At 69.9% G+C, this 17,372-nt stretch carries 17 protein-coding genes; 15 read left to right on the forward strand and 2 right to left on the reverse strand.

The window, feature by feature from the left end; genetic code table 11:
* Positions 1-7: 7 nt before the first annotated feature.
* The 7 genes from ppc (at position 8) to L3N39_RS08315 (ending at position 7,183) form a co-directional block, all read left to right on the forward strand.
* Complete coding sequence (gene ppc / locus L3N39_RS08285) at positions 8-2,644, forward strand: phosphoenolpyruvate carboxylase (protein ID WP_237256853.1); 2,637 nt, start codon at positions 8-10, stop codon at positions 2,642-2,644.
* 232 nt (positions 2,645-2,876) lie between these two features.
* Positions 2,877-3,524 carry an adenylate kinase gene (gene adk, locus L3N39_RS08290; RefSeq protein ID WP_237256854.1) on the forward strand — a complete coding sequence of 216 codons (648 nt, stop codon included), beginning with the start codon at positions 2,877-2,879 and terminating at the stop codon, positions 3,522-3,524.
* Positions 3,525-3,651: 127 nt separating this feature from the next.
* Positions 3,652-4,329, forward strand: coding sequence for a tRNA (adenosine(37)-N6)-threonylcarbamoyltransferase complex dimerization subunit type 1 TsaB (gene tsaB / locus L3N39_RS08295; RefSeq protein WP_237256855.1), 678 nt, complete (start codon positions 3,652-3,654; stop codon positions 4,327-4,329).
* A gap of 63 nt (positions 4,330-4,392) precedes the next feature.
* On the forward strand, positions 4,393-4,740 hold the full coding sequence (locus L3N39_RS08300; protein ID WP_237256856.1) for a hypothetical protein: 348 nt from the start codon (positions 4,393-4,395) through the stop codon (positions 4,738-4,740).
* A 75-nt stretch (positions 4,741-4,815) separates the two neighbouring features.
* Positions 4,816-5,625, forward strand: a complete 810-nt coding sequence (locus L3N39_RS08305; RefSeq protein WP_237257074.1) for a DUF72 domain-containing protein — start codon at positions 4,816-4,818, stop codon at positions 5,623-5,625.
* A gap of 43 nt (positions 5,626-5,668) precedes the next feature.
* Entirely contained in the window at positions 5,669-6,361 is a 693-nt protein-coding gene (locus L3N39_RS08310; RefSeq protein ID WP_237256857.1) for an extensin-like domain-containing protein, read from the forward strand.
* A gap of 21 nt (positions 6,362-6,382) precedes the next feature.
* A complete protein-coding gene (locus L3N39_RS08315; protein ID WP_431978012.1) occupies positions 6,383-7,183 on the forward strand; it encodes a class I SAM-dependent methyltransferase in 801 nt (266 codons plus the stop codon).
* A 9-nt stretch (positions 7,184-7,192) separates the two neighbouring features.
* On the opposite strand, the gene L3N39_RS08320 is transcribed toward L3N39_RS08315, so the two are convergent.
* Positions 7,193-7,828 carry a TetR/AcrR family transcriptional regulator gene (locus L3N39_RS08320; RefSeq protein WP_250646489.1) on the reverse strand — a complete coding sequence of 212 codons (636 nt, stop codon included), beginning with the start codon at positions 7,826-7,828 and terminating at the stop codon, positions 7,193-7,195.
* A gap of 96 nt (positions 7,829-7,924) precedes the next feature.
* Between L3N39_RS08320 and L3N39_RS08325 the strand changes: the two genes are divergently transcribed.
* Together L3N39_RS08325 and L3N39_RS08330 are read left to right on the forward strand one after the other, a co-directional pair.
* Complete coding sequence (locus L3N39_RS08325; protein WP_237256859.1) at positions 7,925-9,025, forward strand: efflux RND transporter periplasmic adaptor subunit; 1,101 nt, start codon at positions 7,925-7,927, stop codon at positions 9,023-9,025.
* 6 nt (positions 9,026-9,031) lie between these two features.
* Positions 9,032-12,112, forward strand: a complete 3,081-nt coding sequence (locus tag L3N39_RS08330) for an efflux RND transporter permease subunit (RefSeq protein WP_237256860.1) — start codon at positions 9,032-9,034, stop codon at positions 12,110-12,112.
* A gap of 15 nt (positions 12,113-12,127) precedes the next feature.
* On the opposite strand, the gene L3N39_RS08335 is transcribed toward L3N39_RS08330, so the two are convergent.
* A complete protein-coding gene (locus L3N39_RS08335) occupies positions 12,128-12,688 on the reverse strand; it encodes a TetR/AcrR family transcriptional regulator (RefSeq protein WP_237256861.1) in 561 nt (186 codons plus the stop codon).
* A gap of 137 nt (positions 12,689-12,825) precedes the next feature.
* Between L3N39_RS08335 and L3N39_RS08340 the strand changes: the two genes are divergently transcribed.
* The 6 genes from L3N39_RS08340 (at position 12,826) to wrbA (ending at position 17,316) form a co-directional block, all read left to right on the forward strand.
* Entirely contained in the window at positions 12,826-13,422 is a 597-nt protein-coding gene (locus L3N39_RS08340; protein WP_237256862.1) for a glutathione S-transferase family protein, read from the forward strand.
* Positions 13,423-13,575: 153 nt separating this feature from the next.
* A complete protein-coding gene (locus tag L3N39_RS08345) occupies positions 13,576-14,325 on the forward strand; it encodes an MBL fold metallo-hydrolase (protein ID WP_237256863.1) in 750 nt (249 codons plus the stop codon).
* 83 nt (positions 14,326-14,408) lie between these two features.
* Positions 14,409-15,206 carry a PhzF family phenazine biosynthesis protein gene (locus tag L3N39_RS08350; RefSeq protein WP_237256864.1) on the forward strand — a complete coding sequence of 266 codons (798 nt, stop codon included), beginning with the start codon at positions 14,409-14,411 and terminating at the stop codon, positions 15,204-15,206.
* A gap of 68 nt (positions 15,207-15,274) precedes the next feature.
* Positions 15,275-15,814: a DUF3087 domain-containing protein gene (locus tag L3N39_RS08355; RefSeq protein ID WP_237256865.1), complete on the forward strand. Its 540-nt coding sequence runs from the start codon at positions 15,275-15,277 to the stop codon at positions 15,812-15,814.
* A 114-nt stretch (positions 15,815-15,928) separates the two neighbouring features.
* The gene (locus L3N39_RS08360) at positions 15,929-16,627 is read left to right on the forward strand and encodes a pirin family protein (RefSeq protein WP_237256866.1); all 699 of its coding nucleotides are present in this window, start codon (positions 15,929-15,931) and stop codon (positions 16,625-16,627) included.
* Positions 16,628-16,716: 89 nt separating this feature from the next.
* A complete protein-coding gene (gene wrbA / locus L3N39_RS08365) occupies positions 16,717-17,316 on the forward strand; it encodes an NAD(P)H:quinone oxidoreductase (protein ID WP_237256867.1) in 600 nt (199 codons plus the stop codon).
* Positions 17,317-17,372 lie beyond the last annotated feature (56 nt).

A 17,372-nucleotide genomic window follows, 5' to 3' on the forward strand; every position in this document is an offset into this window, starting at 1 on the left:
GACGACGATGGCAACGATCGATGTACGACTGCGCGAAACCGTGCACCTGCTCGGCGAACTGCTCGGCCGGACCATCCGCGACCAGCACGGCGATGACTTCCTGGACAAGATCGAGCGCATCCGCAAGGGTGCCAAGGCCGCGCGCCAGGGCTCCAGCGAGGGCGCCCAGCAGCTGGCCGAAACCCTCGACAGCCTGGACGAGGCCGAGCTGCTGCCGATGACGCGCGCCTTCAACCAGTTCCTCAACCTGGCCAACATCGCCGAGCAGTACCACCGCGTGCGTCGCCGCCAGGCCGGCGAGCCGCAGCCGTTCGAGGCCTCGGTGCTGCCCGACCTGCTGGGCCGGCTGAAGGCGGCCGGCCATGGCGACGAGTTCCTCGCCCGGCAGGTCGGTCGGCTGGAGGTCGAGCTGGTGCTCACCGCGCATCCGACCGAGGTGTCGCGGCGCACGCTGATCCAGAAATACGACGCCATCGCCGCCGAACTGGCGGCCCGCGATCACACCGACCTGACCGCCGCCGAGCTGGCCCGCAGCGAGCTGCGCCTGCAGCGGCTGATCGCCGAGGTCTGGCACACCGAGGAGATTCGGCGCAACCGGCCGACCCCGGTGGAGGAGGCCAAGTGGGGCTTCGCCGCCATCGAGAATTCGCTCTGGCAGGCGCTGCCCAACGTGCTGCGCCAGGTCGACGCGGCGCTGTGCCAGGCCACCGGCCAGCACCTGCCGCTGGAGGCCGCACCGATCCGCTTCGCCTCGTGGATGGGCGGCGATCGCGACGGCAACCCCAACGTCACCGCCCAGGTCACTCGCGAGGTCCTGCTGCTGGCGCGCTCGATGGCGGCCGAGCTGTACCTGCGCGATGTCGAGAACCTGATCACCGCCCTGTCGATGCAGGCGGCCAGCGACGAACTGCTGGCGCAGAGCGGCGAGAGCGCCGAGCCCTACCGCGTGCTGCTCAAGCGGCTGCGCCAGCGGCTGATCGCCACCCGCGACTGGGCCGCCAGCGCCACCGGCCAGGACCAGCGCCCGCCGGCGGCGGTACTGCACGACGCCGCGGAGCTGCGCAAGCCGCTGGAGCTCTGCTACCGCTCGCTGCATGCCTGCGGCATGGGCGTGATCGCCGAAGGCGCGCTGCTCGACTGCCTGCGTCGGATCGGGGCCTTCGGCCTGTCGCTGGTGCGCCTGGACATCCGCCAGGATGCCGCGCGGCATGCCGCGGCGCTGGCCGAGATCACCGAATACCTCTGCCTGGGCCGCTACGACGAGTGGGACGAGGAGCAGCGCCTGGCCTTCCTGCTGCAGGAACTCGACAGCCGGCGCCCGCTGCTGCCGTGCAACTTCCGCCCCAGCGCGGAGACCGCCGAGGTGCTGGATACCTGCCGGGTGGTCGCCGAGGCGCCGGCGGCTTCGCTGGGTTCCTACGTGATCTCCATGGCGCGCTGCGCCTCGGATGTGCTGGCCGTGCAGCTGCTGCTCAAGGAGGCCGGGCTCGAGCGCGCGATGCGCGTGGTACCGCTGTTCGAGACGCTGGACGACCTCAACCACGCGGCGCCGGTGATCGACCGCCTGCTCGGCCTGCACGGCTACCGCTGCCGGCTGCACGGGCCGCAGGAGGTGATGATCGGCTACTCCGACTCGGCCAAGGACGCCGGCACGACCGCTGCCGCCTGGGCGCAGTACCGCGCGCAGGAGGAGCTGGTGGAGGTCTGCCGCCGGCACGCGGTCGAGCTGCTGCTGTTCCATGGCCGCGGCGGCACCGTCGGCCGGGGCGGCGGCCCGGCGCATGCGGCGATCCTGTCGCAGCCGCCGGGCTCGGTGGCCGGGCGCTTCCGCACCACCGAGCAGGGCGAGATGATCCGTTTCAAGTTCGGTCTGCCGGACATCGCCGAGCAGAACCTCAACCTCTACCTGGCGGCAGTGCTGGAGGCGACCCTGCTGCCACCGCCGCTGCCGCGCGACGATTGGCGCGAGCTGATGGAACGGCTGGCCGCGGACGGCGTGCAGGCCTACCGCGAGGTAGTGCGCGACCACCCGCAGTTCGTGCCCTATTTCCGCCAGGCGACCCCCGAAGGCGAACTGGGCCGACTGCCGCTGGGCAGCCGGCCGGCCAAGCGCCGCGAGGGTGGCGTCGAGAGCCTGCGCGCGATTCCCTGGATCTTCGCCTGGACCCAGACGCGCCTGATGCTGCCCGCTTGGCTCGGCTGGGAAAGTGCGCTGGGCAAGGCCCTGGCCGGCGGCGAGGGCGAGCGGCTGCAGACCATGCGCCGCGAGTGGCCGTTCTTCACCACCCGCATCGACATGCTGGAGATGGTGCTGGCCAAGGCCGACGCCGAGATCGCCCAGCGCTACGACGAGCATCTGGTCGAGGACGGGCTGCGCCCGCTGGGCGCGCATCTGCGTGACCTATTGTCGCAGGTGGTCGGTTCGGTCCTGCAGCTGACCGGCCAGTCCGAACTGCTCGACCACAGCCCCGAGACCCAGGAAGCCTTCAGCCTGCGCAACACCTATCTCGATCCGTTGCACCTGATGCAGATCGAGCTGCTCGGCCGCTCGCGGCAGCAGCAGAAGCCGCCGGAAAGCCCGCTGGAACAGGCCCTGCTGGTCAGCGTCGCGGGGATCGCGGCGGGGCTGCGCAACACCGGCTGAGCAGGCCTGTGGGCGGCCCGCACGGCAGCCCCAGGCTGGCGCAACGCCTGCACGGGGGCGCGATCACGCTGCCAAGGTGGGCGAAACGCGGCCATTTTGTGACCGCTTGTGCCGTTTGGGTGCGCTGTGTATCGTGTTCAACCTTTTGTCGCATAGCGGCACACCGGACTCTTTGATTCGCCAGCCAACGCTGCTGGCGAGACGCCTTTCGTAAATCTTCGAGGACTCATCCATGCGTGTGATTCTGCTGGGAGCGCCCGGTGCCGGAAAAGGCACCCAGGCACGCTTCATCACCGAGAAGTTCGGTATCCCGCAAATTTCCACCGGCGACATGCTGCGGGCGGCCGTCAAGGCGGGTAGCCCGCTCGGTCTGCAGGTCAAGGACGTGATGGACAGCGGCGGCCTGGTTTCCGACGAGATCATCATCGCGCTGATCAAGGAGCGCCTGGCCGAGCCCGATTGCGCCAGGGGCTTCCTGTTCGACGGCTTCCCGCGGACCATCCCCCAGGCCGAGGCGCTGAAGGCCGCGGGCGTCAAGCTCGACCACGTGGTGGAGATCGCCGTGGACGACGAGGAAATCGTCAGCCGCATGTCCGGTCGCCGCGTGCACCCGGCTTCCGGCCGCGTCTACCACACCGAGCACAACCCGCCGAAGGTCGAGGGCCAGGACGACATCACCGGCGAGGAGCTGATCCAGCGCAAGGACGATGTCGAGGAGACCGTCCGCCACCGGCTGGGCGTCTATCACTCGCAGACCAAGCCGCTGGTGGACTTCTACCAGAAGCTGGCCGCCGAGGAAGGCACGCCCAAGTACAGCTGCATCGCAGGCGTCGGCTCGGTGGAAGAGATCACCGCCAAGGTGCTCGCTGCGCTGAGCTGAGCGCACCCCCTGGTAGCCCCGGACGGCCCGCTTGCGGGCCGTTCTGCTTTTCGCCCGCCGGGCTCCTTGCCGCGCCGGGCTCTGGGGTACAATCGCCGCCCCTTCGACCGACCCGGACACATTGCCGATGCCCACGCTGCTGGCCCTGGATACCGCCACCGAAGCCTGCTCCGTCGCCCTGCTGCACGACGGCCAGCTGTTGAGCCGCTATGAGGTGATCCCGCGCCTGCATGCCCAGCGCCTGCTGCCGATGGTCCGCGAGCTGCTCGACGAAGCGGGTATCGCAGCCAGCGCGCTGGATGCCATCGCCTTCGGCCGCGGGCCGGGCGCCTTCACCGGCGTGCGTATCGCCATCGGCGTGGTCCAGGGCCTGGCGTTCGCCCTGCAGCGGCCGGTGCTGCCGGTCTCCGACCTGGCCTGCATCGCCCAGCGCGCCTGGCGCGAGCGCGGCGTGCGGCAGGTCGCCGTGGCCATCGATGCACGCATGGACGAGGTCTACTGGGGCTGCTATCGCGAGCAGGACGGCGAGATGCGCCTGGCCGGCCTTGAGGCGGTGCTGCCGCCCGAGGCGGTGGCCCTGCCGCGCGACGCGGCGGACGCCTGGTTCGGCGCGGGTACCGGCTGGGCCTATGCCGGGCGCCTGCCGGTGGCGGTCGAGGCGCATGATGCGACCCTGTTGCCGCATGCCGAGGACCTGCTGCGCCTGGCGACCTTCGCCTGGACGCGCGGCGAGGCGGTCGAGGCCGAGCAGGCGCAGCCGGTGTACCTGCGCGACAACGTCGCCACGCCGAAGGCGCACGCATGAGCGCTGCCATTGTCAGACTGACGGGCGCCCAGTAGAGTCGCCCGGCCTTTCCCACCAGGTTGCATGATGCGCATCAACGGCCTTCCGATTCCCGCCTATCCGCTGGAGCGCCCCGCCCGCCCGGGCAGCGCGGTCACGCCCTATGGCGAGAGCCGGCAGGCGGCGCAGCGGCTGCGCGAGGCCGAGGCGGGCACCAGCCGCAACGACAGCCAGCGCCCCGCCCGTGAAAGCACGCGCAGCGAGCCGGTGGCCCTGGCCGGCGAGCTCTACCGGCCGATCCGCTACGAGGCGGCAGCCGAGCGCCCGCTGTCCAGCCGGGCGGCGCAGGCGCTGGCCAGCTACAACCTGACCGCCAGCTTTGCCGTCGACCCCGACGCTGCCGAGGTGCTTGGCCTCGATCTCTACGCCTGAGGCGGGCCGACGCCGGTGAGCCTTCCCTATTTCCTCGGTTGCCCGGGCTGGAACGAGCCGGCCTGGCGCGGTTCGCTGTACGCACCGGGGCTTGCGGCAGGTGAGTTCCTGGCGCGCTACTGCGAGGTGTTCAACAGCGTCGAGGGCAACACCACCCTCTATGCCTGGCCGTCCGCCGACAAGGTCAGCCGCTGGGCGAGCCGGATGCCGGCAGGCTTTCGCTTCTGCGCCAAGTTCCCGCGCGAGATCAGCCAGGCTGCCGACCTGCGCGAGGCCCTGCTGCTGGCCGGCGAGTTCCGCGAGCTGTTGCGGCCGCTGGGGCCGCGCGTGACGCCGTTCTGGCTGCAGTTGCCGGCCAGCTTCGGCCCGCGCCGCCTGGCCGAGCTGGCCACTTTCATCGAGGTGCTGGATGTGCAACTGGCGGTGGAAGTGCGCCATCCGGCGTTCTTCGCCCGCGGCGAGGAGGAGCGCGCGTTGAACCGACTGCTTCGCGACCGTGCGGTGGAGCGCATCTGCCTGGACGCGCGGGCGCTGTTCAGCTGCAGCTCGACGGCACCCGCCGTGCTCCACGCGCAGGGCAAGAAGCCGCGCCTGCCGGTGCGCCCGACCGCCTTCAGCCGGGCGCCGCAGCTGCGCTTCATCGGCCATCCCGAGTTGCCGGCCAACGACCGCTTCCTGGCGCCCTGGCTGGACAAGCTGGCCGGCTGGATCGAGCAGGGGCTGACCCCGCACGTCTACCTGCACACCCCGGACAACCATCGCGCACCCGAATTGGCGTATCGCTTCCACAGCCTGCTGGGCGAACGCCTGCCGGGGCTGCCGGCGTTGCCGGCATGGGCCGAGCCGCCGCAACTGTCGCTGCTGGCCAGCGCTCACGTCTTGTAACGACGCCGGGCAAACTTGCCGCGGCCGGCGTTGCCAACAGCACATGAGCCTTGGTCGCCTGTTCCTCGTCCTGCTGCTGCTCGCCGCCGGTTTCGTCCTGGCGGTGCGCGAAGGGCATGTCGACATTCCGCCGCGCTGGAACCCCTGGACACCGCTGGACCTGCGCGAGTCGCCGAACCTGCTGACCTCGTTCAAGCTGCGTCGCCTGCAGCAGGATCGCGGCCTGTGCGAGCAGGCCCTGGCCAGCGCCGAACTGCGCTACAAGGCGGTCCCGGACAGCACGCCGCAGCCGGGCTGCCCGGTGCAGAACGCGGTGCGCGTGCAGCAGGGCGAGGTGCGCTTCAACGGCGCCTTCCTCGCCACCTGTCCGCTGGCGGCGGCCTATGCGCTGTTCGAGCGCCATGGCCTGCAGCCGGCGGCGCAGGCGGTGTTCGGCCAGCCGGTGGTGCAGGTCGAGCACTTCGGCAGCTTCGCCTGCCGCAACATCGCCCGCAGCAACCGGCGCAGCCAGCATGCCAGCGCCAATGCGCTGGACCTGGCCGGCTTCCGCCTGGCCGACGGCACGCGCATCACCGTGGCGCGCGACTGGCAGGGCGAGGGTGACAAGGCGCGCTTCCTGCGCCAGGTGCACGACGCGGCGTGCAAGGCCTTCCGCGTCACCCTGGGGCCGGAGTACAACGCCGCCCATCACGACCACCTGCATGTCGACATGGGCGGTTTCGGCCTCTGTCGCTAGGCGCCTGGTGGCTCTGGCACAATGCGCGGCCCGCCAGCCAGGTCTGCCTGTCCCATGTCCGTGAAGATCCGCATCGAACCGCTCGCCCCGTCGTTCCGTGAAGCGGCGGCCGCCTGGGCGGCACGGCTCGGCCTGCCGCTGGAGCTGGCCGAGGCCGAGTTCGCCCTGCAGCTGGGCGACCAGGGCCTGCAGTTGCAGTTGCTCGAGGACCTGGCACCGGGGCCGGTACGGGTGGACTTCCTCGAAGGCGCGGCTGCGCACCGCCGGCAGTTCGGCGGCGGCAGCGGGCAGATGATCGCCAAGGCGGTGGGCGTGCAGCCGGGCGTGCGCCCGCAGGTGCTCGATGCCACCGCCGGGCTGGGGCGCGATGCCTTCGTGCTGGCCACCCTGGGCTGCCCGGTGACGCTGATCGAACGCCAGCCGATCATCGCCGCGCTGCTGGAGGACGGCCTGCTGCGTGCGGCGGGCGATGCCGAAGTCGCGCCCATCGTCGCGCGCATGCGCCTGCTGCAGGGCGACGCCATCGCGCTGATGGGCGCCTGGGGCGAGGCGCCGCCGCAGGTGATCTATCTCGATCCGATGTTCCCGCACCGCGACAAGAGCGCGCTGGTGAAGAAGGAGATGCGCCTGTTCCGCCCCTTCGTCGGCGACGACCTGGATGCGCCGGCACTGCTGGCGGCGGCGCTGCAGCTCGCCAGCCACCGCGTGGTGGTCAAGCGCCCGCGCAAGGCGCCGGTCATCGAGGGGGCCAGGCCGGCCTACAGCCTGGAAGGCAAGTCCAGCCGCTACGACATCTATCCGAAGAAGAAGCTCGGCAGCTGAGCGCCGGCCTCAGGCCGGCTGCGTCGCGCGCAGGAAGAAGGCCACGGCATCGGCCACCTGGCGCTGCGCGCAGGCTTCGTCCACCGCCTCGTCGCGGCCGATCAGCAGGCGGAAGTGCAGGCCGCCCTTGATCAGCGCGCAGAAGTGCTCGGCCGTGCGCAGCGCGTCCGGTGCGTGCAGCCGGCCCTCGGCATGGGCCTGGGCGAACAGCCGTTCCAGGTCGTCGAGCAGCTGCTGCGGGCCGGCGTCGTAGAACATCCGCACCAGCTGCGGGTTGTGCGCCGCCAGCGCCACCATCACCCGGTGCAGGCCGAGCGATTCCGGGCTGTTGACCAGTGACTGGAAGGCCTGGCCGATCTCCAGCAGCACCGCGGCGATGGGCCGGCCGTCGAGCTGGAACAGCCGGCGCGGCAGGCGAGTCTCGCAGGTGCTCTTCACCGCGGCGCAGAACAGCGCCTCCTTGTCCTTGAAATGACTGTACAGCGTGAGCTTGGAGACGCCCGCCTCGGCGGCGATGGCGTCCATGCTGCTGCCTTCGTAGCCGTTGCCGAGAAACAGCAGGCGTGCCGCGTTGAGGATGGCCTCGCGCTTGGCGGGGTCCTTCGGTCGGCCGGGGCCGGAAGCAGGGGAATGCTGGTCGATCATGGCGGTTTTTAATACTGGACTGGTCGGTACGGCATTTTTACTATACCGGCCAGTATAAGTATTCCCGCCGCCTCCGCGACAGAGCGAGATCCCACCGTGCGCCATCCTGTCCTGCCTTTCGTTTCGATTTTCGTCCTCGCCCTGTCGCTGGCCGCCTGTGGCAACGGCGAGCCGGTGGCGCAGCCGCCACGCCCGGTGATGGTGGTGCAGCCGCAGCCGGCGGCCGAAGCCAGCGAGCACTATCCGGGCGAGGTGCATGCGCGCTACGAGCCGGAACTGGCGTTCCGCATCGGCGGCAAGGTGGTCGAGCGGCTGGTCGAGGCCGGCGATCGGGTGCGCAAGGATCAGCCGCTGGCGCGCCTCGACCCGCAGGACGTACGCCTGCAGCTCGAGGGTATGCGCGCGCAGCTATCGGCCGCCGAGGCCAACCTGCGCGTGGCCAAGGCCGAGTACGACCGCTACAGGGCGCTGCAGGCGCGCCAGCTGGTCAGCCAGTCGCAGTTCGACAGCGCCGACAATGCCTACCGCGCCGCTGCGGCGCGGCTCAAGCAGGCGCGCGCCGAGTACGACGTGGCCAGCAACCAGGTCGACTATGCGGTGCTGCGGGCCAGCAGCGACGGTGTCATCGCCCGCCGCAGCATCGAGGTCGGGCAGGTGGTGGCCGCCGGGCAGCCGGCCTTCGTGCTGGCGGCCGACGGCGAGCGCGAGGTAGCCATCAGCCTGCCGGAGCAGCTGTTCGAACGCTATCGCATCGGCCAGCAGGTAGAAGTCGAACTCTGGTCGCAGCCGGGACGGAGTTTCCCCGGGCGCATCCGCGAGCTGTCGCCGGCCGCCGATCCCACCTCGCGCACCTACTCGGCGCGGGTCGCCTTCGAGCAGGCCGAGGTGCCTGCCGAGCTGGGCCAGAGCGCCCGCGTGAGCATTGCCCTGCAGGACAGCGTGCCGCTGGCGGTGCCGCTGTCGGCGCTGACCGCCGAGCAGGGCCGGGCGTTCGTCTGGCGGCTGACCGCCGACAACCGCGTGGAGCGCGCGCCGGTGCGTACCGGCGCCTTCGGCGAGCGCCTGGTGCCGGTGCTCGAGGGACTCGAGGCGGATGACTGGGTCGTGCTGGCCGGCGTGCAGCTGCTCGAGGAGGGCCAGGAAGTCCGCCCGGTGGACCGCAACAACCGCCCCGTCGAACCGGGCCGCCAGGAGTAAGCCGCGATGCGCTTCAATCTTTCCGCCTGGGCGCTGCAGCATCGCCAGCTGGTGGTCTACCTGATGCTGCTGGTCGCCGTGGTCGGCGCGCTGTCCTACAGCCGGCTCGGCCAGAGCGAAGACCCGCCGTTCACCTTCAAGGCGATGGTGATCCAGACGCAGTGGCCCGGGGCGACGGCCGAGGAGGTGTCCCGGCAGGTCACCGAACGCATCGAGAAGAAGCTGATGGAGACCGGCGAGTACGAGCGCATCGTCTCCTTCTCGCGGCCCGGCGAGTCCAACGTCACCTTCATGGCGCGCGATGCCATGCGTTCCAAGGACATCCCCGAGCTCTGGTACCAGATCCGCAAGAAGATCGGCGATATCCGCCATACCCTGCCGCCGGGGGTGATCGGGCCGTTCTTCAACGACGAGTTCGGCACCACCTTCGGCAACATCTACGCGCTGACCGGCCAGGGCTTCGACTACGCCGTGCTCAAGGATTACGCCGACCGCATCCAGCTGCAGCTGCAGCGGGTGCCCAGCGTCGCCAAGGTCGAGCTGATCGGGCTGCAGGACGAGAAGATCTGGATCGAGCTGTCCAACGTCAAGCTGGCCACCCTCGGCGTGCCGCTGGACGCCGTGCGTCAGGCGCTGGAGGCGCAGAACGCGGTGAGCGCCACCGGCTTCGTCGAGACCCTCAGCGACCGCGTGCAACTGCGCGTGTCCGGCAGCTTCGAGACCGTCGAGCAGATCCGCGACTTCCCGATCCGCGTGGCCGGGCGCACCTTCCGCATCGGCGACGTGGCCGAGATCCATCGCGGCTTCAACGATCCGCCGGCGCCGCGCATGCGCTTCATGGGCGAGCCGGCGCTGGGCATCGCGGTGTCGATGAAGAGCGGCGGGGACATCCTCCTGCTCGGCGAGGCGCTGGAGGCCGAGTTCGCCCGGCTGCAGCAGGAGCTGCCGGCCGGTCTGGAGCTGAACAAGGTCTCCGACCAGCCGGCGGCGGTGAAGACCAGCGTCGGCGAGTTCGTCCGCGTGCTGGTCGAGGCGCTGGTGATCGTCCTGCTGGTCAGCTTCTTTTCCCTCGGGCTGCGCACCGGCCTGGTGGTGGCGCTGTCGATTCCGCTGGTGCTGGCGATGACCTTCGCCGCCATGCACTACCTGGACATCGGCCTGCACAAGATCTCCCTCGGCGCGCTGGTGCTGGCGCTGGGCCTGCTGGTGGACGATGCGATCATCGCGGTGGAGATGATGGCGATAAAGATGGAGCAGGGCTTCGATCGTCTCCGCGCGGCCAGCTACGCCTGGACCAGCACAGCGTTTCCCATGCTCACCGGCACGCTGATCACCGCGGCCGGCTTCCTGCCGATCGCCACGGCCAACTCCAGCACCGGCGAGTACACCCGTTCGATCTTCCAGGTGGTGACCATCGCCCTGGTCGCCTCCTGGATCGCCGCGGTGATGTTCGTCCCGCTGCTCGGCGAGCGCCTGCTGCCGGACATGGCCGCCAAGGCCGCGCGCAAGCACGGCGCCGGCGAAGACCTGCACGACCCCTACGGCACGGCGTTCTATCGTCGCGTGCGCCGGCTGGTCGCCGCCTGCGTGCGCCGACGCAAGACCGTCATCGCCTTGACCTTGGTCGCCTTCGTCGCCGCGCTCGGGCTGTTCCGCCTGGTGCCCCAGCAGTTCTTCCCGGCCTCCGGGCGGCTCGAGCTGATGGTCGACCTCAAGCTGGCCGAGGGCGCCTCGCTCAAGGCCACCGAGGCCGAGGTGCAGCGTCTGGAGGCGATGCTGAAGGACCGCGTGGGTATCGACAACTACGTGGCCTATGTCGGTACCGGCTCGCCGCGCTTCTACCTGCCGCTGGACCAGCAACTGCCGGCGGCCAGCTTTGCCCAGTTCGTCGTGCTGGCCGAAAGCGTCGAGGCGCGCGAGACGCTGCGCAGCTGGCTGATCGAGCGCCTGCGCGAGGATTTCAGCAACCTGCGCGGGCGCGTCACGCGGCTGGAGAACGGTCCGCCGGTGGGCTATCCGGTGCAGTTTCGCGTCACCGGCGAGCACATCGACGTGGTGCGCGACCTGGCGCGCCAGGTCGCTGCCCGGGTCCGGCAGAATCCGCATGTGGCCAACGTGCACCTGGATTGGCAGGAGCCGAGCAAGGTGGTGCGGCTGAATGTCGACCAGGACCGCGCCCGCGCACTGGGTGTGAGCACCGCCGAGTTGTCGGCGTTCCTGCGGCGCACCTTCGTCGGCGGCACGGTCAGCCAGTTCCGCGAGGACAACGAACTGATCGAGATCCTGCTGCGCGGCACCGATCGCGAGCGCAGCGACCTGTCGCTGCTGCCGAGCCTGGCGATCCCCACGCAGAGCGGCCGCAGCGTGGCGCTGTCGCAGGTGGCGACGCTGGAGTACGGCTTCGAGGAAGGGGTGATCTGGCACCGCAACCGCCTGCCGACCGTCACCGTGCGCGCCGACATCTACGGCGAGCAGCAGCCGGCGTCGCTGGTCACGCAGATCTCGCCGAGCCTCGATGACATCCGCGCCGAGCTACCCAGCGGCTACCTGCTGGAAGTGGGCGGCACCGTGGAGGATGCGCAGCGCGGGCAGAAGTCGGTCAACGCCGGCCTGCCGCTGTTCGCCATCGTGGTGATGACCCTCTTGATGGTGCAGCTCAGGAGCTTCTCGCGCTCGGCCATGGTGTTCCTCACCGCGCCGCTCGGGCTGATCGGCGTGACGCTGTTCCTGCTGGTGTTCGGCCAGCCGTTCGGCTTCGTCGCCATGCTCGGCACCATCGCGCTGTCGGGCATGATCATGCGCAACTCGGTGATCCTGGTGGACCAGATCGAGCAGGACATCGGCGCCGGGCATGACCGCTTCAACGCGATAGTCGACGCCACCGTGCGGCGCTTCCGGCCCATCGTGCTGACCGCGCTGGCCTCGGTGCTGGCGATGATCCCGCTGTCGCGCAGCATCTTCTTCGGGCCCATGGCGGTGGCGATCATGGGTGGGCTGGTGGTCGCCACGGCGCTCACGCTGCTGTTCCTGCCGGCGCTCTACGCGGCCTGGTTCAGGGTCAGGGAAGGCGAGGCCGGCACCCGCTGAGCGGGTGACCCGGGCTCAGATGCCGGCGGCCTCGAGCAGCCGCTCGGCCGCCGCGCGGGCGTCCAGCGCCTGCTCGCCGGGGCCTTCGATGTGCGCCATGCTCAGCGCGCCCTCGAGCAGGTATTGCAGCTGGCGCGCCAGCTGCGCCGGCTGCGGGGCGTGCAGGCGTTCCAGCAGCTCGCGCAGGTGCGCCTGCAGTTCGGCCTTGTAGGTCGCCGCGCGGCGATGGATGGGATGGTCGCGGTCGTGGTATTCGGCCGCGGCGTTGACGAACAGGCAGCCGCAGAACGCGTCGTTGCCATGGATCATCCCGTGCAGCCCGTCGAACACCCCCAGTAGCGCCTCGCGCGGTGCCAGCCGGGCGGCACGCTCGCGCAGGCGCGCCAGCATCTGCTCGTGGCGGGCGTCGAGCACGGCGAGGATCAGCTCATCCTTGGAGCGGAAGTGCTTGTACAGGGTCATCTTGGCCACGCCGGATTCGGCGAGGATCCGGTCGATGCCCGTGGCGTGGTAGCCCTCGCGGTAGAACAGCTCTTCTGCGGTGCCGAGCAACTGGTCGCGCTTGTTCGATGCCATGGATGCCTCCTGTGGGCCGAGCATTATGCGGGAGCGGTCGCCGTGCGCTCCAGTCGGCGGTGATCGTCGTGGGTGCTTGCAGTGTACAGACAGGTCTGTCTATTATCCAGGCACACCCCACAACGAAGGGCACTACCATGAAGCTCCACGACGTAACGCTGTCCGGCAATTGCCACAAGGTTCGCCTGTTCCTCAGCCTGATCGGCCAGCCGGTGGAGCTGGTACCGGTCAATCTGCTGGCCGGCGAGCACAAGCAGCCGGCCTTCCGTGCGATCAACCCGCGCGGCCAGGTGCCGGCGCTGGAGGACGGCGAGTTCCGCCTCGGCGATGGCCAGGCGATCCTGGTCTACCTGGCGCGGCGCTATGCCGAGGCCAGCTGGTACCCGCAGGATGCCGAGACCCAGGGGCGCATCGCCGGCTGGCTGAGCTTCGCCGCCAACGAGGCGCAGCACGGCCCGGCGACGTTGCGCCTGGGCCGGTTGTTCGGCCGGCCGATCGACGAGGAACTGGCCCAGGCACGCGCGCTGAGCGCCTTGCGCACGCTGGAGCGGCATCTGACCCAACATGCCTGGCTGGCCGAGACGGTGCAGCCGACCATCGCCGATATCGCCGTCTACCCGAATGTCGCGCTGGCCGGCGATGCGGGCCTCGAGCTTGGCGCCTACCCGGCGCTGCAGGCCTGGTTCGCGCGTATCCGCGCCTTGCCGGGCTACCTCGGCATGCCCGGCCTGTGACAGGAGTACATCGATGAATCGCCCCGCATTGGCCCGCATTTTTCGATCGGACAGCGAAACGGCGGCGAACTATGCTTCATGCGTTGACGCCGGCCGCCGGGCTGCCTCGTGTCATTGCCGTCGCCCTCTCAGCTCGGAAGAAGAGGGTGGGCCATGAGCATGCTCAGGATAGTGCTGTGCGCGCTGCTGGGGCTTGGCGGTGCGGCGCTGGCGGTTGCCGAGGAGCTGCGTTTCAGCCTGGTGCGCACCGCGCAGACCGAGAGCCAGGCCGATTACGCCTGGCGCAACGGTGGCTGGCAGCAACCGCTGCCGGTCGATCATGTCGCGCTGCTGATCGAGTACCGTGGCGTCCGACTGCTGTTCGGCACCGGCCTGGGCCGGCAGATCGACGCGCAGTGGGACGCGGTGATGCCCTGGCGCACCAAGCGTTACGGCCAGGTGCGGGCGGTGCGCGACCAGCTGGAGCGCGACGGCCTGCACATCGACCGCATCCTGCTCGGCTGTCCGCGCTGGGACCATGCTTCGGGCCTGGCCGACTACCCCGAGCTGCCGGTGCTGGCAAGCCCGGACAGCCTGCACTACCTGCAGGCCGCGACGCCGCCTGCGGTGCTGCCCAGCCAGTTCGGCCACCAGGTCAACTGGCAGCCGCTGCAGTTCGATGGTGGGCCCTACCAGGGATACGCGCGCAGCGCCGACCTGTTCGGCGATGGCCGGGTCGTGCTGGTTGCCCTGGACAAGGCCGTGCTCGGGCTGTTCCTCAGCTTCGCCGACGGGCGCCGCTTCTTCTTTCGCGGCGATGCGCTCGGCCAGCCGGCAGCGCGCAATGCGACGTCGGCGAGCGCTGGTGCGCACCACGCGCGCCTGCAGGCCGGCCTCGGGGTCTATCCGCAGTGGGTCAAATGAGCGTTTGCAGGCCGCCGGCGCTGGCCCTATGGTGCCGCTGAACGGGCGGGGCGCAGGGCTCCGCCGCGCCTTGCGAGGACGCCATGAAGCTGCCGCTATTCCAGATCGATGCCTTCACCGACGAGCTGTTCAAGGGCAACCCGGCGGCCGTCGTGCCGCTGCCGCACTGGCTGAGCGATGCGCGGATGCAGGCCATCGCCGCCGAGAACAATCTTTCCGAGACCGCCTTCTTCGTCCGTGAGGCCGATGGCGCCTTCCATATCCGCTGGTTCTCGCCGCTGACCGAAATCGACTTCTGCGGGCATGCCACGCTGGCCAGCGCCTTCGTCATCCTCGAGCAGGGCCTGGCCGAGGCGCCGCTGACCTTCCGCGCCGCTGCGGTAGGCGCGATCGAAGTGCTTCGCCGTGACGACGGCCTGTTGGAAATGAGCTTTCCCCTGCGTGCGCCGCAACCGGTGGAGCAGCCACCGCAGATCCTGCTGGATGCGCTAGAGCTGGCGCCGCAGCAGGTGCTGCGCAGCGTACAGGCCTGGTTCGCGGTCTACGCCAGCGAAGCCCAGGTACGCGCCATCGCCCCCGACCTGCAGGCGCTCAAGGCGCTGGCGCCGCTGGATGTGGTGGTCACCGCGCCCGGCGACCGGCAGGACTTCGTCTCGCGCTACTTCTGGCCGGCCAATGGCGGCGACGAGGACCCGGTGACCGGCTCCATTCACGCCGGGCTCGCGCCCTACTGGGCCGCACGCCTGGGCAAGCGCTCGCTGACTGCGCTGCAGGCTTCGGCACGCAGCGGGCTGCTGCATTGCCGGGTCGAGGACGAGCGCGTGCAGGTCGCCGGCGCGGCGGTGCAGTACCTGCAGGGCAGTATCGACATCCAGCCCTGAGCCGGTTTAGCGGGCGCGCCGGCGCTGGCGCATAATGCGCGCCGCCGCAGCCAGCAAGGAATCCACCGATGGTCATCTTCGAAATCAAGCCGATGAGCGCCGAGCGCTATCGCCAGCGCACCCGCCGCAGCACCCTGATCGTCGCCCTGACGTTCGCGCTGCTGGCCATGGGGCTTGCGGCGCTGGCGGTTGCGTTGTTCGGCGAACCGGGCGGCGACAACCTGCGCTGGAATGGCCTCGGCGTGGCGGCCGGGCTGCTGGCCACCATCGTCCTGGTGCGCCGGTTGTTCTGGTCGCAGCCGTGGATGGCCGAAGCGGCGTACGGCTGGCAGCTCAAGCGCAGCCTGATGCGCATCACCAACCTGATGCACCACGTGAAGGCCGGGGTGGCCGCCGGCGACGAGCAGGCGATGAAGCTGCTGCGCTTCTATCACCTGGGCGTGACGCAGATGCACCAGCTCGACGGCAACCTCACGGCGCTGGGCGATCTGGTACGCGAGATCGACGGCCACCGCGAGGCCATGCAGGCGCGCGGCCTCGACATCGAGCAGGAGCGCCTGGACGACGCCTGGCTGGACGCGGTCAAACGATTCCCCGCCAGCCGCTGACATATCTATCCGATAGATTGGTTTGCTCGGAAAATGACGCACATTTCTGATTCTGGCTGAAGCAAGATGTCTCCAACACGGGCTGTGAGCCCGGACCTGTTGGAGACCCCCGCGATGATCGAACTTCGTCCCCGCGCCGAACTGGGCGCTGCCAATCACGGTTGGCTGGACACCCGCTATCACTTTTCCTTCGCCGAGTACCACGACCCGGCCCGCCTGCGCTGGGGCAAGCTGCGGGTGTGGAACGACGACAGCATTGCGCCGCAGTCCGGCTTCCCGCCGCACCCGCACCGCGACATGGAAATCATCACCTACGTGCGCCAGGGTGCTATCACCCACGAGGACAGCCTGGGCAACCGCGGCCGGACCGAGGCCGGCGACGTGCAGGTGATGAGCGCCGGCACCGGCATCGTGCACAGCGAGTTCAACCTCGAGGACGTCGAAACCCGCCTGTTCCAGATCTGGATTTTCCCGGAGCGCTCCGGCCTGCCGCCGTCCTGGGGCACGCGGCCGTTCCCGGCCGGCGAGCGGGCCGGTGCCTTCGTCACCCTGGCCAGCGGCATCCCCGGCGATGACGACGCCCTGCCGATCCGCGCCGATGCGCGCCTGGCGGCGGCGACACTGGCGGCCGGACAGCGCACCGGCTATGCCATAGGAAGCGGGCGCAAGGTCTACCTGGTGCCGGCCCGCGGCCGGATCCGCGTGAACGGCGTGCTGGCCGCCGCCGGCGACGGCGTGGCGGTGCGCGACGAGGCACAGCTGGACGTCGAGGCGCTGGAAGACAGCGAGATCGTCCTGGTGGACGCGGGCTGAAACCGCGTCCCGGCGGGAACGACGAACTGCCCGGGGTTCTCCAACCCCGGCATGCAACGAAACAAACCACCCAACGAGGAACCGCAGCAATGGCGAAGATTCTGGTGCTCTACCATTCCATGTACGGCCATATCGAAACCATGGCCAACGCCGTGGCCGAAGGCGCGCGTCGCGTCGCCGGGGCCGAGGTGACCGTCAAGCGCGTGCCCGAGACCATGCCCGAGGAGGCCTTCAAGAAGGCCGGTGGCAAGCTCGAGCAGAGCGCGCCGGTGGCCAGCCCGGCCGAGCTGGCCGACTACGACGCGATCATCTTCGGCACGCCGACCCGCTTCGGCAACATGTCCGGGCAGATGCGCAACTTCCTCGACCAGACCGGTGGCCTCTGGGCCCAGGGCAAGCTGCACGGCAAGGTGGCCAGCGTGTTCACCTCCACCGGCACCGGCGGCGGCCAGGAAATGACCATCACCTCCACCTGGACCACCCTGGCGCACCACGGGATGATCCTGGTGCCCACCGGCTATGGCATTCCCGAGTTCGCCGATGTCTCCGAAGTCAACGGCGGCACGCCCTACGGCGCCTCGACCATCGCCGGCGGTGACGGCTCGCGCCAGCCCTCGGAGAAGGAACTGACCATGGCACGCTACCAGGGCGAGCTGGTCGCCAACATCGCCCGCAAGCTCAAGGGCTGACCGGCCGCGCCCCGCCTGGCATTGGGCCCGGCGGGGCGATTCTTTTCTGCCGGGCG

It is taken from the genome of Pseudomonas oligotrophica (assembly GCF_021726475.1).
Taxonomy (GTDB): domain Bacteria; phylum Pseudomonadota; class Gammaproteobacteria; order Pseudomonadales; family Pseudomonadaceae; genus Stutzerimonas; species Stutzerimonas oligotrophica.

What these genes read in the sequence shown, in the direction of transcription:
- ppc (WP_237256853.1), top strand. Translation starts at nt 8, where the DNA reads ATGGCAACGATCGATGTACGACTGCGCGAAACCGTGCACCTGCTCGGC.
- adk (WP_237256854.1), top strand. Translation starts at nt 2,877, where the DNA reads ATGCGTGTGATTCTGCTGGGAGCGCCCGGTGCCGGAAAAGGCACCCAG.
- tsaB (WP_237256855.1), top strand. Translation starts at nt 3,652, where the DNA reads ATGCCCACGCTGCTGGCCCTGGATACCGCCACCGAAGCCTGCTCCGTC.
- L3N39_RS08300 (WP_237256856.1), top strand. Translation starts at nt 4,393, where the DNA reads ATGATGCGCATCAACGGCCTTCCGATTCCCGCCTATCCGCTGGAGCGC.
- L3N39_RS08310 (WP_237256857.1), top strand. Translation starts at nt 5,669, where the DNA reads ATGAGCCTTGGTCGCCTGTTCCTCGTCCTGCTGCTGCTCGCCGCCGGT.
- L3N39_RS08315 (WP_431978012.1), top strand. Translation starts at nt 6,383, where the DNA reads ATGCGCGGCCCGCCAGCCAGGTCTGCCTGTCCCATGTCCGTGAAGATC.
- L3N39_RS08320 (WP_250646489.1), bottom strand. Translation starts at nt 7,828, where the DNA reads ATGATCGACCAGCATTCCCCTGCTTCCGGCCCCGGCCGACCGAAGGAC.
- L3N39_RS08330 (WP_237256860.1), top strand. Translation starts at nt 9,032, where the DNA reads ATGCGCTTCAATCTTTCCGCCTGGGCGCTGCAGCATCGCCAGCTGGTG.
- L3N39_RS08335 (WP_237256861.1), bottom strand. Translation starts at nt 12,688, where the DNA reads ATGGCATCGAACAAGCGCGACCAGTTGCTCGGCACCGCAGAAGAGCTG.
- L3N39_RS08340 (WP_237256862.1), top strand. Translation starts at nt 12,826, where the DNA reads ATGAAGCTCCACGACGTAACGCTGTCCGGCAATTGCCACAAGGTTCGC.
- L3N39_RS08345 (WP_237256863.1), top strand. Translation starts at nt 13,576, where the DNA reads ATGAGCATGCTCAGGATAGTGCTGTGCGCGCTGCTGGGGCTTGGCGGT.
- L3N39_RS08350 (WP_237256864.1), top strand. Translation starts at nt 14,409, where the DNA reads ATGAAGCTGCCGCTATTCCAGATCGATGCCTTCACCGACGAGCTGTTC.
- L3N39_RS08355 (WP_237256865.1), top strand. Translation starts at nt 15,275, where the DNA reads ATGGTCATCTTCGAAATCAAGCCGATGAGCGCCGAGCGCTATCGCCAG.
- L3N39_RS08360 (WP_237256866.1), top strand. Translation starts at nt 15,929, where the DNA reads ATGATCGAACTTCGTCCCCGCGCCGAACTGGGCGCTGCCAATCACGGT.
- wrbA (WP_237256867.1), top strand. Translation starts at nt 16,717, where the DNA reads ATGGCGAAGATTCTGGTGCTCTACCATTCCATGTACGGCCATATCGAA.